The sequence below is a fragment of the Rhodococcoides fascians NBRC 12155 = LMG 3623 genome, assembly GCF_001894785.1.
In the GTDB taxonomy this organism is placed as follows: domain Bacteria; phylum Actinomycetota; class Actinomycetes; order Mycobacteriales; family Mycobacteriaceae; genus Rhodococcoides; species Rhodococcoides fascians.
The window spans coordinates 1-15,214 of the sequence record NZ_BCWW01000008.1 but is presented as its reverse complement, the minus strand read 5'-3'; the positions used below and the strand labels follow the sequence as shown (position 1 = coordinate 15,214).

The following is a 15,214-nucleotide window of genomic DNA, read 5'->3' as shown; positions in this document are numbered from 1 at the left end:
CGCATGCTCGTGCAAGGCCTTACTGTGGTCCGAGTGGAAACTGTCTTTCGATTCGGTCCAGCGGTTCGAGGCTCGCGATGATCTTCAAGGGTGTACGAGACGGAAAGCCCTACCCGGAGCACGGCCTGTCCATCAGGGACTGGTCGAGAATTCCTCCACGCCAACTGCGTTTGGACGAGATCGTCACCACCACCAAGGTGCTCGAACTCGACCGGTTGTTGTCCGAGGACTCCACCTTTTACGGCGACCTGTTCCCCCACGCTGTGCAGTTCCGAGGCGTCATCTACCTCGAGGACGGCCTGCACCGCGCTGTCCGGGCTGCGCTGCGCAGTCGAACGGTGTTGCACGCCAGAGTGTTCGACTACGACGCCCTGGGTGCCTGAGGGTTCGAAGGCCCGAGAACACTGCAGCCTCAAACAGATCGTTCAGGCCGCGGCGATGGTGCGCACCACGGCGTCGGCGAGCAACCGGCCGCGGTCGGTCAGCACGAGGTGATCGCCTCGCTGCACCATCAACCCGTCCGCCACGGTCTGCTCGGCGGCTGCGAGCTCGGTCGGCCCAAGCAGACTCATCGGCACTCCTGAGCGCAGACGCACGGTCAGCATCAGCTCTTCGAGATGACGGTCCTGCGCGGTGAGCAGCTCACTGCCCTGCACCGGCAGCTCGCCCGCGGCGAGCCGATCTGCGTAAGTGGCCGGGTGTTTGACGTTCCAGAATCGCGTGCCGCCGATGTGGCTGTGCGCTCCCGGCCCGGCACCCCACCAATCGCCGCCGTCCCAGTAGCCGATGTTGTGCCGGCAACGCGCATCGGCATCGGCGGCCCAGTTCGATACCTCGTACCAGGACAGGCCTGCTGCGTTCATGGCCGTGTCGATGCGCTCGTATCGGCTCGCCAACACGTCGTCGTCGGGTGCGGGCAACTCACCTCGACGCACCTTTCGCGCCATGGCGGTGCCGTCCTCGACGATCAGTGCGTACGCGGAGACATGGTCGACACCCGCGTCGAGCACCGCAGCGAGGGACTGGTCGAGATCGCTGTCTCGCTCGCCCGGCGTTCCGTAGATGAGGTCGAGGTTCACGTGCTCGAAGCCGGCTGCGGACGCTTCCTTCGCTGCGGCCACCGCTCGCCCCGGAGTGTGGGTGCGATCCAGAACCACCAGAACGTGCGGCGCCGCGGACTGCATGCCCAAAGACACCCGCGTGAACCCGGCGTCGCGCAGCCGCTCGAAGAATGCAGGCGACGTCGATTCCGGGTTCGACTCCGTGGTCACTTCCGCCCCGTCGGACAGCCCGAAGCTCGACCGGACCGCGCCCAATACGTCCGCGAGGCCGTCTCCTCCGAGCAACGACGGCGTCCCACCTCCGACGAAGACGGTGTCGGCTGTCGGTACTCGACCCGCGCCCGTTCCGATCAGGTTCGCCGCAGCGTCGAGTTCTCTGCGCAGACCCTCCAACCAGGACTGCGGCGACGCCGACGTGCCCAGCTCCCCGGCCGTATACGTATTGAAGTCGCAGTACCCGCATCGCGTGGCGCAGAAGGGCACATGCACGTAGATCCCGAACGCACGTTCCCCCACTCCGTCGAATGCGCCGGACGGCAGCTCGAAGACTGAGGAGGTATCGACGACGGTATTCACGGACTCCAGTGTCCCAGAGTTCACCGGCGGCCCGATCCACGCGCCGCCCAGGGCGCTGTGCACGCACGACTCGCACCCGGCCAGCCCATTTACCGGAATTTTGGGGTAAATAGGCCGCCGCGGTCGGCACCCGGTCGATGACGTGGCACAATGGCACCCGTGACCGACTCAGGAATTCGACTCGTGGCGCGCCGCCATGTCGATCTCGGCCGTGTCTGCAGCGCGTCGTGTCGACACACGACCGGCTGCTGACCAGCCTCCTTCGAGCACGTCCATTCGATCCACCGGTTTCCCACCGTCGTCGAAAGCGCAATTGCCTGCGCCCTCGGTCCCGGGTACCGGCCAGCACAAAGATGCAGGAGCAATGCATGTCGTCGACCAGCGACGCGACCACCGACGCTGCCTCCGCCACACCGCGAGACCGAGCGCCGCGGCCGACCAAGCGTCGCGCCGAAGGCCAGTGGGCTCTGGGCTATCGAGAGCCGCTCAACGCCAACGAGCAGTCCAAGAAGGACGACAACCCGCTCAACGTGCGCGCCCGCATCGAGAACATCTACTCGAAGCAGGGTTTCGACAGCATCGACAAGGGCGATCTGCGCGGCCGGTTCCGCTGGTGGGGTCTCTACACCCAGCGTGAACAGGGCTACGACGGCACCTTCACCGGTGACGACAACATCGACCTGCTCGAGGCGAAGTACTTCATGATGCGCATCCGGTGCGATGCCGGTGCATTGAATCTGGAGCAGCTGCGCACTCTGGCGCAGATCTCGAAGGAGTTCGGCCGCGACACCGCGGACCTCTCCGATCGCGAGAACGTCCAGTTTCACTGGATCGAGGTCGAGAACGTCCCCGAGATCTGGCGTCGAATCGAGGCAGTCGGCCTGAAGACGACCGAGGCATGCGGAGACTGCCCGCGTGTGGTGCTCGGTTCCCCGCTCGCGGGCGAAGCGGTCGACGAGATTCTCGACCCGACGTCGGCCATCGACGAGATCGTCGAGCGGTACATCGGCAAGCCCGAGTACTCGAACCTGCCACGCAAGTTCAAGACCGCGATCTCGGGTCTGCAGGACGTAGTGCACGAGATCAACGACGTCGCCTTCATCGGTGTGAACCACCCCGAGCACGGACCAGGACTCGACCTGTGGGTCGGCGGCGGCCTGTCCACCAACCCGATGCTCGCGCAGCGCGTCGGTGTCTGGGTTCCGCTCGCGGACGTCCCCGACGTCTGGGAGGGCGTCGTCTCGATCTTCCGCGACTACGGCTACCGTCGGCTTCGCACCAAGGCGCGCCTGAAGTTCCTCATCAAGGACTGGGGCATCGAGAAGTTCCGCCAGGTCCTCGAGGACGAGTACCTGCACCGCAAGCTCATCGACGGCCCGGCGCCCGAGAAGCCCGCTCGGCCCCGTGATCATGTCGGGATCCAGAAGCTCAAGAACGGCCTCAACGCCGTCGGCGTTGCCCCCATCGCGGGCCGCGTCTCCGGCACCATCCTCGCCGCGGTGGCCGACGCCGCCGAGAAGGCCGGGTCGGATCGCGTCCGATTCACGCCGTACCAGAAGCTGATCGTCCTCGACGTTCCGGACGAGACGCTCGAGCAGCTGATCTCGGACCTCGACGCGCTGGGCCTGCCTGCCCGCCCCTCGCACTGGCGCAAGAATCTGATGGCGTGCAGTGGCATCGAGTTCTGCAAGCTCTCGTTCGCCGAAACCCGCAAGCGCTCACAGGTTCTCGTCCCCGAGCTCGAAGAGCGCTTGTCCGACATCAACAGTCGACTCGACGTTCCGATCACGATCAACATCAACGGTTGCCCCAACTCGTGCGCGCGGTCGCAGATCGCCGACATCGGGTTCAAGGGACAGTTGGTCGACGACGGGGACGGGAATCAGATCGAGGGTTTCCAGGTTCACCTCGGAGGCAGCCTCGGCCTGGACAGTGCGTTCGGCCGAAAGTTGCGTCAGCACAAGGTCAACAGCTCCGAGCTGGGAGATTACATCGACAGAGTGGTGCGCAATTTCGACAAGCACCGCGAAGACGGCGAACGGTTCGCTCAATGGGCCGTGCGAGCAGACGAGGCGGATTTGCGATGAGTACCAGACTGAATTTGACGGTCGACCAACTGAAGGACATCGCCGAGCGCGGTGCCCGCGAACTCGACGGCGCAAGCCCGCTCGAGTTGTTGCAATGGACCGAGGACACCTTCGGTAGCGATTTCATCGTCGCCTCCAACATGCAGGACGGGGTTCTCGTTCACCTCGCCGCACAGGTTCACCCCGGAGTGGACGTCCTGTTCCTCGACACCGGCTACCACTTTGCCGAGACCATCGGAACGCGCGATGCCGTCGAGGCCGTCTACGGCGTGCACGTCGTCAACGCCCGCGCCGAGAAGACTGTCGCAGAACAGGATGCGATCGACGGCAAGGACCTGTTCGCCCGCGAACCGAACCGCTGCTGCGCGATGCGCAAAGTGGCGCCGCTGAAGAAGGAACTGGCGAACTACAGCGCGTGGGTCACCGGCATCCGGCGAGTCGAGGCCCCGACACGCGCCAACGCTCCGTTGATCTCGTTCGACGACGCCTTCGGCCTCGTGAAGATCAACCCGATCGCACCGTGGTCGGACGAGGAGATGCAGGCCTACATCGACGAACATTCGATCCTGGTCAACCCTCTCGTCGACGAGGGATATCCGTCCATCGGGTGCGCACCGTGCACCGTCAAACCTGCCCCCGGAGCCGACCCGCGCAGCGGTCGTTGGGCCGGCAAGGCCAAGACCGAATGTGGGTTGCACGCCTCATGACACTCGACCTCACGACGGCGACCGTCGGACGCACCCATCTCGATGCAGATCGGTTCGACACCCTCGACGCACTCGAATCCGAAGCCATCCACATCTTCCGAGAGGTGGCCGGCGAATTCGAGCGCCCAGTCATCCTGTTCTCGGGTGGCAAGGACTCGACGGTTCTGCTGCATCTGGCCATCAAGGCGTTCTGGCCCGCTCCCCTGCCGTTCGCACTTCTGCACGTCGACACCGGGCACAACCTGCAGGAGGTGCTGGATTTCCGCGACCACGTGGTTGCGAAGTACAACCTGCGCCTGCACGTGGCCAGCGTCGAGGAGTACCTCGCCGACGGACGTCTCACCGAGCGCCCCGACGGCATCCGCAACCCTCTGCAGACCGTTCCTCTCCTCGACGCGATCTCCGAGAACCGGTTCGACGCCGTGTTCGGCGGTGCCCGACGCGACGAGGAACGCGCCCGCGCCAAGGAGCGAATCTTCTCGCTGCGCAATGCATTCGGACAGTGGGAGCCCAAGAAACAGCGCCCGGAACTGTGGAACCTGTACAACGGCAAGCATTCCCCCGGTGAGCAGGTGCGCGTGTTCCCGCTCAGCAACTTCACCGAACTCGACATCTGGCGTTACATCGCCCGTGACGACGTGGAACTGGCGAGCATCTACTACGCCCATCAGCGTCCCGTCTACCAGCGTGACGGCATGTGGATGACGCCAGGAGTGTGGGGCGGACCGGCCGAGAACGAGGAACTGCAGACCTTGTCGGTGCGCTACCGCACCGTCGGCGACGGATCCACCACCGGCGCCGTCCTGTCCGAGGCCGCTGACAACCAGGCGATCCTTGCCGAGGTGGCCGCGTCACGGCTGACCGAACGCGGAGCCACCCGCGGCGACGACCGCGTCTCCGAGGCTGCCATGGAAGATCGCAAACGAGAAGGATACTTCTGATGAGCAGCACCGGCATATCCACTGGTCATTCCGCAGGCTCCACTCGCGGCACCCAGCTTCTTCGCCTCGCCACCGCGGGCAGCGTCGACGACGGCAAGTCCACTCTTGTCGGACGGCTGTTGTACGACACCAAATCCGTTCTGGCAGACCAGATCGACGCCGTCACTCGGGCCTCGGTGGACAAAGGATTGTCCACTCCCGATCTGTCGCTGCTCGTCGACGGCCTGCGTGCCGAGCGCGAACAGGGCATCACGATCGACGTTGCCTACCGGTACTTCGCGACGCCCAATCGCTCCTTCGTTTTGGCCGACACCCCCGGCCACGTGCAGTACACCCGCAACACCGTCTCGGGCGCGTCGACGGCGCAGTTGGTCATCCTGCTCGTCGACGCCCGCAAAGGCGTGATCACTCAGACCCGAAGGCATGCAGCGGTTCTGGCCCTCCTCGGCGTTCCGCGCCTGGTGCTCGCCGTCAACAAGATCGACCTGGTCGAAGACCCCGCGACGGTGTTCGCCGACATCTCGGCCGAATTCAATTCACTGACCTCCTCGCTCGGCTGGTCCACCGAGGACGTCATCGAAATCCCCGTCTCGGCGTTGCACGGCGACAACGTGGCAGTGAAGTCCGACAAGACCCCGTACTACGACGGGCCCACCCTCATCGAGCACCTCGAGTCGGTCCCGGTGGACGCCGAACCTCACCGGGTCGGTCTGCGATTCCCCGTGCAGTACGTGATCCGGCCGCGCACAGCGGAATTCCCGGACTACCGCGGATATGCCGGCCAGGTCGCAGCGGGCTCCGTCGACGTCGGCGACGAGGTCGTCATCCTGCCCTCGGGCACCCGAACGACAGTGGAGCGCATCGACACCGCGGACGGCGAGCTGCGTACCGCGCATGCCGGCCGTAGCGTCACCCTCGTCCTCGCCGACGATGTCGACGTCTCGCGCGGCGACACCATCGCCTCCCCGCAGGACGCACCGGAACCGATCAGCGACTTCGAGGCCACGGTGTGCTGGCTGGCCGAGAAGCCGCTTCGCCCGGGCGCTCGTCTGCTGCTCAAACACGGCACTCGTACCACCCAGGCCATCGTCGGGGCTCTCGTCGAGCGGTTCGACGAACAGGACCTCACTGCACACGAGGGCCCGGAATCGTTGGAGCTCAACGAAATCGGACGCATCTCTGTTCGCGTTGCCGAGCCGATCGTGGCCGACGACTACGCCGTCAACAGGCACACCGGCAGCTTCTTGCTGATCGATCCGGCCGGTGGCAACACACTGGCTGCCGGTCTGGTGGGCAACGCACTGGCCGCCGTCGAGCTGGGGTCGGCAGTTCCGACGTGACGGCTCTGCTCGCGGTAGCGCACGGCAGCCGCGATCCCCGCTCGAGCGAGACGATCCACCGCGCCGTCGACGTCCTGCGTCGACGGCGTCCGGATCTCGATGTCCGCGTGTCGTTTCTCGACCTCAGTGAGCCCAGTGTCGAGCAGGCACTCGACGATTTGGCCGATGCCGGGCATGCCCGCATCGTCGCGGTTCCACTGTTGTTGGGCAAAGCTTTTCACGCGAAAGTGGACCTGCCCGCGCTGTTGGGTGCAGCGCGGGTGCGGCATCCGCACGTATCGATCGGTCAGTCCGAAGTGCTGGGCGACGACCCACTTCTCGTCGACGCCGTTCGTGACCGTGTCCTCGACGCCGGCGCGGTGCTCGGCGATTCGACCGTCGGAGTCGCCTTGGCTGCCGTCGGATCGAGCGATTTCTCGGCGAACGACCGTAGCCGTCGAGTTGCGAACGAAGTGGTGTCCGGCACCGGCTGGGCGGGAGTTGTCACCTGTTTCGCCACGTCCGTCGATCCGTCTCCACTGGACGCGGTCGCGCAGTTGCAGGCGCTGGGAGCCACCCGGATCGTGGTGGCTCCCTGGTTCCTGGCACCCGGGAGGCTCACCGACCGCATCTCACAGGTGCTGGACGGCGTCCCGAACGTGACGTACGCCGATGTTCTGGGCCCTCATCCGGCAGTCGCCGAGCTCGCCTCCCGGCGGTACGACGCAGCTCTCGCGCACGATCGCTCGATCGCGTAGCACGAACGGTACTGCTCGTCCGATCAGTGCACCGGAGCCGATTCGGTCGTATCCGTGATCGTCGGAACCCGAGTCGCGCGGACGTAGACGGTTTCGCCCTCGTGCAGCCCCAGCGCCTCGCTGTCGCCGCGCGTGATCTGCGCCGCGAACAACTCGCCGGTGGCCGCGTTCTTGAGCTCGACCTTCACCTCGAAGCCGAGGCGTACGACCCGTTCGACGACGGCCCGCGTCACCCCGGCAGATTCTGCCGTGCCGCTTGCCTGCGCCTGTGCCAACGACGGGTCGCGTCCGACACGAATGTCGTGCGGGCGCACCAGAAGTCCGTTCAGCCTGGCCACCTGACCGAGGAACGACATCACGAAGTTGTTGGCAGGGCGATCGTAGAGATCCTCCGGGGTGCCGACCTGTTCGATTCTGCCCTTGTTCAGCACCGCGATTCGATCGGCGACGTCGAGCGCTTCTTCCTGGTCGTGGGTCACCAACACGGTGGTGACGTGCACCTCGTCGTGCAATCGGCGCAGCCACGTCCGTAGATCTGCGCGCACCTTGGCATCGAGGGCACCGAAGGGCTCGTCGAGGAGGAGAACCTGCGGGTCGACGGCGAGTGCACGTGCCAGCGCCATGCGTTGACGCTGTCCTCCGGACAGCTGCGCCGGGTAGCGGCTTTGGAAACCCGCCAGACCGACGATCTCGAGCAGTTCGTCGACCTTCTTGGCGATTTCGGCCTTGGGCCGCTTGCGGATCTGTAAGCCGAACGCCACGTTGTCGCGCACCGTCAGGTGTTTGAACGCGGCGTAGTGCTGAAACACGAACCCGATCTCGCGACGCTGCGGGCTCACCCAGGTGACGTCCTGGCCTGCCAGCACCACTCGGCCCGTATCGAGCTGCTCGAGGCCTGCGATGGATCGAAGCAGCGTGGACTTGCCCGAGCCACTGGGTCCGAGCAGCGCCGTCAACGAGCCCTTCGGGATGTCGATGCTGACGTCGTCGAGGGCGGCGAAATCGCCGTAGCGCTTGTTCGCGCCGACCACGGAGATCTCGATCTCGGAAGATGTCTCGGTCATTACTTCGTCCTCTTCTTGTCGAGAACCGTCATCAGCAGCAGCACGATGACGGCGATCGCCATGAGCAAGGTGGACGCCGCGTATGCGCCCTGCTGATTGAAGTCCTCGTACCGTGAATTGACCAGCAGTGTGAGCGTCTGGGAAATGCCGGGCAGGTTGGTGGAGACCATGATGACGGCGCCGAATTCTCCGAGCGAACGTGCGACGGTGAGCACCACGCCGTAGGTCAGTCCCCATCGGATGGCAGGCAACGTGATGCGCCAGAACGTCTGCCAGGTACTCGCACCCAGGGTCGAGGCAGCCTCTTCCTGCTCTTCACCGATCTCGTACAGGACCGGTTCCACTTCGCGAACGACGAACGGCAAGGTGACGAATATCGTCGCGATGACCATGCCGGGTAGCGCGAAGATGACCTTGAAACCGAGGCTTTCGATGCCACCGAACCATCCGTTGGCACCCCACAGCAGGATGAGCGCGACGCCGGTGATGATCGGCGACACCGCGAACGGCAGGTCCACGATCGCTTCGAGTATCCCCTTGCCGCGGAACCGTCCGCGTACCAATGCCAACGCTGTGACGATTCCGAACACGACGTTGATGGGAACGACGATCGCCACGATCAACAGCGAGAGTTGGAGAGCGGATTGCGCGGCGGGAGTGGTGATCTGCTCCCAGAACGCCACCACCCCGTCCTCGAACGTGCGAAACAGGATGGCACCGAGGGGGAACAGCACGAGCACAGCGAGATAGATCAGTGCGACGGCACGCAGGGACAGTTTGATCGGGAGACCGATTTTCACGAGATCTGCTCTTCCCGTCTGGCCAACCTGTTGCCGATGATGCGGAGCACGAACAGCACAGCGAAGGCGATTGCCAACAGCACCACAGAGATTGCGGCTGCGTCGATCGGCCGGTCGTACTCGATGAGTTCACGGATGTACTGCGAAGCGACCTGCGTGTCGTTGGGGATGTTGCCGCCGATTAACACCACCGACCCGAATTCGCCGATGGCACGGGCGAACGCGAGCCCACCGCCCGAGAGCACAGCCGGAAGCAGTACCGGCAACACGATGCGCCGAAAGATGGTCCAGTTGTTCGCACCCAGCGATGCGGCCGCCTCTTCGACGTCCTTGTCGAGTTCTATCAGCACCGGCTGCACCGCACGCACCACGAACGGGAGCGTGACGAACAGCAGCGCCACGATGACCGCAGGCTTGGTGGCGTTGAAGACTATGCCGATCGGACTCGACGGTCCGTACAGCGACAGCAACACCAAGCTCGCCACGATGGTCGGTAGTGCGAACGGCAGGTCGATCAGGGCATTGACGAAACGCTTGCCGGGAAACTCGTCGCGTACCAGAACCCACGCGATCAGAGTGCCGAGAAAGAGGTTGATCACGGCGGCGGCCACCGACACCAGCAGAGTCACCTTGAACGTGGCGATGGCACGTGTCTCGGTGACCGCATCCCAGAAACCACCGAGGCCGCCGTCGAACGACTGAACCGTCAACGCCGCCAACGGCAGCAGCACGATGACACTGAGCCACAGAACGGCGACACCGAGGCCCAGCGGACCCACCGAACCGGGGCCCCGGAACTTGCGACCTTCCCGCCCAGCACGAAACCGAGGTGTCGCACTGGGCGGGACGATCGAACCAGGGGCGGCGGGTTCACCGGTCGACGACGACATCTACCGAGTACTTTCCTGGTAGATCGTCGCAATTGCGCCGTTGTCTCCGAACAGGTCGGCGTCGACCTGAGTCCAGCCGCCGAGATCATCGATGGTGTACAGCTTTTCGGGCGTGAAGAACTTGTCCGAGTATTCGGAGGCGATCTCCGGGTTGGTCGGCCGGAAACCCGCCTCGGCCCAGATCTTCTGGCCTTCGTCGGAGTAGACGAAATCGTTCAGAGCATTCGCACGCTCGAGGTTCGCACTGCTGTTGATCACTGCCACCGGGTTGTCGATGCGGAAGGTGACGGGAACGTCCACGTGCTCCACCTTCTGTCCCTGCTCTTCGATGAGCAGTGCCTCGTTCTCGTAGCTCAGTAGCGCGTCGCCCTGTCCCTGCAGGAACGCTTCGGTTGCGGCGCGACCGGATTCGGGCTGCACAGGGAAGTGATCGGCGACGAGCGTACGAACGAAGTCGAGACCGGCCTGCTTGTCCTGGCCACCGTTGCTCTTGGCGGCGTACGGCGCGAGCAGGTTCCACTTCGCCGATCCGGAGCTGAGGGGGCTCGGGCTGATGACCTGAACGTCGGGCTTGATCAGGTCGTCCCACGTCTGGATGTTCTTCGGATTGCCCTCGCGGACGACGATGGTCACCACCGAGCCGAACGGCACCCCGCCGTACGCGTTCTGGTTCCAGTCCTCGTCGACCTTGCCCGCCTTGACAAGTCGAGTGACATCCGGCTCGACGGAGAAGTTGACGATGTCCGCAGGCGCGCCGTCGGCGACCTTGCGCGACTGGTTTCCCGATGCGCCGTAATCGGCGTTGATCGCCGTACCCTCTCCATCCTCGGTGGCTGCGAACGCCGGACCGATTGCGTCCCAGCCGTTCTTCGGCACTGCGTAGCCGACGAGTGTCAGTGCCGGGCCACTGGCAGTGTCCGACCCGCCCCCGACGACATCGCTGGAACCGCCGCCGCAGGCGGTGACCAGAAGAGTTCCCACAGCTGCGAACGTGGTGAGCAGATAACGAGAACGATGCCTCATTGCGAAAGGCCTTTCATGGTGGTGTGACGATGAGGAAAGAACACAAGACACGCAAGGAGATTCGCGCTGAGCGCCGTAGCAGTCAGGACCCGGCCGGCGAAGCAGCGAACTGGCGGCACGGACTCCGGTCCGTCGTGCGGACACACTGCGCTACGCGGCGACAGTGGATCGACGAAACCGATTCGCGAAGGAAAGAATCAACAACAGTCGATATCGGCGACTGCCAGCATGCCGACAGCAATCAACGCCAACTGGTGGCGGACGCGGTACTCGGCGGCAGAAGACACGGTCAGGAATCTAGCAGAGGTTCCGGACCGACTCTAATCAGAGGAGTCGTGCATGTGCACGACGGGGCGCGTGTCAGCGGGTGATCAACCACGCGATGACGACCAACGCCAGCAGCGCGATCAGAGCCCATGTCACCCGAGACCGCGGCATTACAGTCCATCCTTCGTCGTAGACGTCGAGGCCGAGAGCTCGGCCTCGCGTGCTGCGCTGGCGTCACGGCCCAACACGCGCAGGATCACTGCCAGCACGCGATCGAACACCCGAGCCGAGACGAACGCAACCGGAACGAGCACTGCGAGGACGACCACCGACTGCGGAACGAACGGAAGGCCCGTCACCCACAGCTCGACGCCGTCCCACCACCGCGCGAACGATTCCATCCTCGCAGCTTAAACCAGGGCTCCACCTGAGCCGCGCCACGCCGAGTACGGCCTCTCAGTGGACGGCTGCCACGGATCGGTCGATGATTACGCCATGACGGCATTCGATGAGGTTTCGCCCGTGCCCCCGGTCGCCGAGGAGCCGGCCATGGGCTCAGGACATCCAGGCCTGGGCGGAACGGAAGTCCAAGGTGCGTTGGGCAGCACCGATGCGCCGGTGTCCACGTTGGTCTCCTACCGCAGCGCGTTTCCGCCCATCGACGACTACGCATTTCTCTCGGACTGCGAGACGACGTGCCTCATCGCCCGAAACGGCTCCGTCGAATGGATGTGTGTACCGCGGCCGGACTCCCCCAGTATTTTCGGTGCCGTCCTCGATCGAAGCGCGGGCCACTTCCGCGTCGGGCCGTACGGACAGTCGGTACCCGCCGCCCGTCGATACCTGCCCGGCGGCCTCATCGTGGAGACGACCTGGCAGACCGAGACCGGGTGGCTCATCGTGCGTGACGCGTTGGTGATGGGCCCCTGGCACAACACCGACCAGCGTTCTCGAACTCACAAGCGCGCACCGAGCGACTGGGATGCCGAGCACATCTTGCTTCGGACCATCAAATGTGTCAGCGGCACAGTCGAATTGGAGATGAGCTGCGAGCCCGCCTTCGACTACCATCGGGCACCCGCGACATGGGAGTACACCGGCAAGGTGTACGAGGAGACCACCGCGACCTGCGAGGCGAGCGCCGACGGCGACCAGCCCACCCTGAAATTGACCACCAATCTTCGGATCGGCATCGAGGGCCGCGAAGCACGCGCGCGAACACGAATGACGGAGGGCGACAACATCTTCGTCGCGCTGTCGTGGTCCGATCTTCCCGCACCGCAGACGTTCGAGGAAGCGGCCAGCAAGATGTGGCAGACCTCCGAATGCTGGCGGCAGTGGATCACGATCGGCCGATTCCCCGATCATCCGTGGCGCGGCTACCTCCAGCGCAGCGCTCTGACCCTCAAAGGACTGACCTACGCACCCACGGGAGCACTGCTCGCCGCGTCGACCACGTCGCTACCCGAAACACCTGGTGGGGAACGCAATTGGGACTATCGCTACACCTGGGTCCGCGACTCGACATTCGCTTTGTGGGGTCTGTACACGCTCGGGCTCGACCGTGAGGCCAACGACTTCTTCGCCTTCATGTCCGATGTAGCCACCAGTGCAGACGGGGAGGTCAACCCGCTTCAGGTGATGTACGGCATCGGCGGTGAGAAGACCCTCGACGAGGCCGAGCTACCGCACTTGTCCGGGTACGACGGTGCCCGACCGGTACGTATCGGCAACGGTGCCTACGACCAAGAGCAGCACGACATCTGGGGCACCATGCTCGACTCGGTGTACTTACACGTCAAGTCGCGTGAACACGTCCCGGAGTTCCTGTGGCCTCTACTCAAACGGCAGGTCGAGGAAGCGATCGCGAACTGGCGCAAACCCGACCGTGGCATCTGGGAGGTCCGCGGTGAGCCCCAGCACTTCACGTCCTCGAAGCTGATGTGTTGGGTTGCGCTCGATCGCGGTGCGAAGCTCGCCGATATCCACGGCGAGAAGGACTACTCGACCAAGTGGAACGAAATCGCCGACGAGATCAAGGCCGACATCCTCGACAACGGCGTGGACTCGCGCGGCGTGCTGACGCAGCGGTACGGAGATCCCTCTCTGGACGCGTCGTTGCTACTCGCACCGCTCCTGCGATTTCTGCCGGCCGACGACGAACGCATTCGTGCAACAGTGCTCGCCATCGCCGACGAGTTGACCGAGGACGGCTTGGTTCTGCGCTATCGAACCGACACCACCGACGACGGTTTGTCCGGCGAGGAAGGCACGTTCACGATCTGCTCGTTCTGGCTCGTGTCCGCTCTGGTCGAGATCGACGAACTCCCGCGCGCCAAGCACCTGTGCGAACGCCTGCTTGCCTACGCGAGCCCGCTCAAGCTCTACGCCGAAGAGATCGACCATCGCACCGGCCGTCACCTCGGCAACTTTCCGCAAGCATTCACGCACTTGGCGTTGATCAACGCCGTGGTGCACGTCATCCGAGCAGAGGAAGCGCAGGCATCGGGACACTTCCAGCCCGCCCACGCCAACCCCTGAGCGGTCTGGTTCAGCGGCCGAGTTGTCTCGCCCATTCGGCGACCAGCTCGGCCGCCGGTTTCGCCTGAGCGCGGCGATAGCCGGTCCCGGCCCACATCGACAGTCCCGACGGGTCACCCGCAGCTGCGGCCTTCGCGCGCATCGGCGCGGTCAGATAGTGCAGATCGGGATACGCCAGCGGAGCGGCGTCGGAGTTCTCGCGCATGAACTCGTTCACCAAGCCCCGCGCAGGACGGCCCGAAAACGCCTTCGTCACGGCGGTACCCGACGCACTGGACAGCTGCTCGCGGTGCACGGGCTTCGTTCCTGCCTCGGGAGTGTTCAGAAACGCGGTACCCAGCTGGGCTGCATGCGCGGCACCCGAATCCAGCAGCGGCGCAATGTCGTTGCCGTCCATGAGCCCGCCGGCCGCGATTCGGGGCAAATCCGAAATTTCACGTACGGCGACCAGTAACTCCGTCAACGGCTCTTCCGGGGCCGATCCGTCGAACGTGCCTCGGTGTCCGCCCGCCTCGGGACCCTGCACCACCAGCGCGTCCACACCGTTCGCGGTGGCGATGGACGCGTCGGAGGCGGTTGCTACCGTTGCCCACACTTCGGTTCCCACCGAATGCAGCTGGGCAACCTCGTCGGCATCGAAGGTGGCGAAAGTACTCGACACCACCGGCACCGGATGGGCAAGCAGCCAGGCGAATTTCTCCGGGTAGTAATCATCGCGGCGTTTCAGCACGCCGGGTTCGGCGTCGAATCGCTCGAACCACGATGCCAGATGCTGGGCGTAGGAGTCGACATCCGCGCCCGACGGCTCCTCGGGTAGAAAAAGATTGACGCCGAACACCAGGCCACGCATCGAATCCACCTGCGCAGCAAGGGCATCCGGCGTCAGCAACGCGCCGGCGATCATTCCGAGTCCGCCGGCCTCGGACACAGCCCGGGCGAGCTCGGGAGTACTCGGACCGCCCGCCATGGGCGCACCGACAACGGGAACACGCAATTTCTTCAGGATCGGTGTCGTCACAGATTCGAAATGTACTCTCCGAGCGATATCACGGACCACCGACACCTTCCTCTTCCCGAATCCTTTTGCACAGCAATAGTTTTCGATTGCACTATGGTTGCCAGTCGAACACTTGTTCGATACACTTGGTCCATGGCAACGGAGATCTGGCAACTGAGCGAG

15 protein-coding genes are annotated in these 15,214 nt (G+C 64.4%); 7 read left to right on the top strand and 8 right to left on the bottom strand.

Annotated features, from left to right (window positions below; translation table 11 throughout):
• The first annotated feature begins 77 nt into the window (after window positions 1-77).
• Window positions 78-383, top strand: coding sequence for a type II toxin-antitoxin system VapB family antitoxin (locus RFA01S_RS17015; RefSeq protein WP_027497503.1), 306 nt, complete (start codon window positions 78-80; stop codon window positions 381-383).
• Window positions 384-425: 42 nt separating this feature from the next.
• Here RFA01S_RS17015 and hemW read toward each other — a convergent pair whose 3' ends face one another.
• The gene (gene hemW, locus RFA01S_RS17010) at window positions 426-1,637 is read right to left on the bottom strand and encodes a radical SAM family heme chaperone HemW (protein WP_032370239.1); all 1,212 of its coding nucleotides are present in this window, start codon (window positions 1,635-1,637) and stop codon (window positions 426-428) included.
• Between the two features lie 368 nt (window positions 1,638-2,005).
• Between hemW and RFA01S_RS17005 the strand changes: the two genes are divergently transcribed.
• Genes RFA01S_RS17005 through RFA01S_RS16985 form a run of 5 tightly spaced genes read left to right on the top strand, consistent with a single transcriptional unit; the run spans window position 2,006 to window position 7,449 of the window.
• Window positions 2,006-3,724 carry a nitrite/sulfite reductase gene (locus RFA01S_RS17005; protein ID WP_032370388.1) on the top strand — a complete coding sequence of 573 codons (1,719 nt, stop codon included), beginning with the start codon at window positions 2,006-2,008 and terminating at the stop codon, window positions 3,722-3,724.
• On the top strand, window positions 3,721-4,431 hold the full coding sequence (locus tag RFA01S_RS17000) for a phosphoadenylyl-sulfate reductase (RefSeq protein ID WP_032368442.1): 711 nt from the start codon (window positions 3,721-3,723) through the stop codon (window positions 4,429-4,431). Before RFA01S_RS17005 ends, RFA01S_RS17000 begins: the two co-directional genes overlap by 4 nt.
• Window positions 4,428-5,372: a sulfate adenylyltransferase subunit CysD gene (gene cysD, locus RFA01S_RS16995; RefSeq protein ID WP_032370238.1), complete on the top strand. Its 945-nt coding sequence runs from the start codon at window positions 4,428-4,430 to the stop codon at window positions 5,370-5,372. Before RFA01S_RS17000 ends, cysD begins: the two co-directional genes overlap by 4 nt.
• Entirely contained in the window at window positions 5,372-6,712 is a 1,341-nt protein-coding gene (locus RFA01S_RS16990) for a sulfate adenylyltransferase subunit 1 (protein ID WP_052060562.1), read from the top strand. The genes cysD and RFA01S_RS16990 overlap by 1 nt, the downstream gene beginning before the upstream one ends.
• Window positions 6,709-7,449, top strand: a complete 741-nt coding sequence (locus RFA01S_RS16985; protein ID WP_032370237.1) for a sirohydrochlorin chelatase — start codon at window positions 6,709-6,711, stop codon at window positions 7,447-7,449. Before RFA01S_RS16990 ends, RFA01S_RS16985 begins: the two co-directional genes overlap by 4 nt.
• 23 nt (window positions 7,450-7,472) lie before the next feature.
• On the opposite strand, the gene RFA01S_RS16980 is transcribed toward RFA01S_RS16985, so the two are convergent.
• The 6 genes from RFA01S_RS16980 to RFA01S_RS16960 all read right to left on the bottom strand — a co-directional run bounded on the left by RFA01S_RS16980 (window position 7,473) and on the right by RFA01S_RS16960 (window position 11,894).
• Complete coding sequence (locus RFA01S_RS16980; RefSeq protein ID WP_032370236.1) at window positions 7,473-8,513, bottom strand: sulfate/molybdate ABC transporter ATP-binding protein; 1,041 nt, start codon at window positions 8,511-8,513, stop codon at window positions 7,473-7,475.
• On the bottom strand, window positions 8,513-9,313 hold the full coding sequence (gene cysW, locus RFA01S_RS16975; RefSeq protein ID WP_027497511.1) for a sulfate ABC transporter permease subunit CysW: 801 nt from the start codon (window positions 9,311-9,313) through the stop codon (window positions 8,513-8,515). The genes RFA01S_RS16980 and cysW overlap by 1 nt, the downstream gene beginning before the upstream one ends.
• Window positions 9,310-10,203, bottom strand: coding sequence for a sulfate ABC transporter permease subunit CysT (cysT, locus tag RFA01S_RS16970; RefSeq protein ID WP_027497512.1), 894 nt, complete (start codon window positions 10,201-10,203; stop codon window positions 9,310-9,312). Before cysT ends, cysW begins: the two co-directional genes overlap by 4 nt.
• Entirely contained in the window at window positions 10,204-11,226 is a 1,023-nt protein-coding gene (locus tag RFA01S_RS16965) for a sulfate ABC transporter substrate-binding protein (protein WP_032368180.1), read from the bottom strand.
• A 197-nt stretch (window positions 11,227-11,423) separates the two neighbouring features.
• Window positions 11,424-11,513, bottom strand: coding sequence for an Ms4533A family Cys-rich leader peptide (locus RFA01S_RS28550; RefSeq protein ID WP_310180897.1), 90 nt, complete (start codon window positions 11,511-11,513; stop codon window positions 11,424-11,426).
• A 150-nt stretch (window positions 11,514-11,663) separates the two neighbouring features.
• Window positions 11,664-11,894, bottom strand: coding sequence for a hypothetical protein (locus RFA01S_RS16960; protein WP_027497514.1), 231 nt, complete (start codon window positions 11,892-11,894; stop codon window positions 11,664-11,666).
• Window positions 11,895-11,988: 94 nt separating this feature from the next.
• Between RFA01S_RS16960 and RFA01S_RS16955 the strand changes: the two genes are divergently transcribed.
• Window positions 11,989-14,034 (top strand): glycoside hydrolase family 15 protein, encoded by a 2,046-nt coding sequence (locus RFA01S_RS16955; protein WP_027497515.1) that lies wholly within the window; start codon window positions 11,989-11,991, stop codon window positions 14,032-14,034.
• Window positions 14,035-14,044: 10 nt separating this feature from the next.
• On the opposite strand, the gene RFA01S_RS16950 is transcribed toward RFA01S_RS16955, so the two are convergent.
• Window positions 14,045-15,052, bottom strand: a complete 1,008-nt coding sequence (locus tag RFA01S_RS16950; RefSeq protein WP_032370235.1) for an NAD(P)H-dependent flavin oxidoreductase — start codon at window positions 15,050-15,052, stop codon at window positions 14,045-14,047.
• Between the last annotated feature and the right edge of the window lie 162 nt (window positions 15,053-15,214).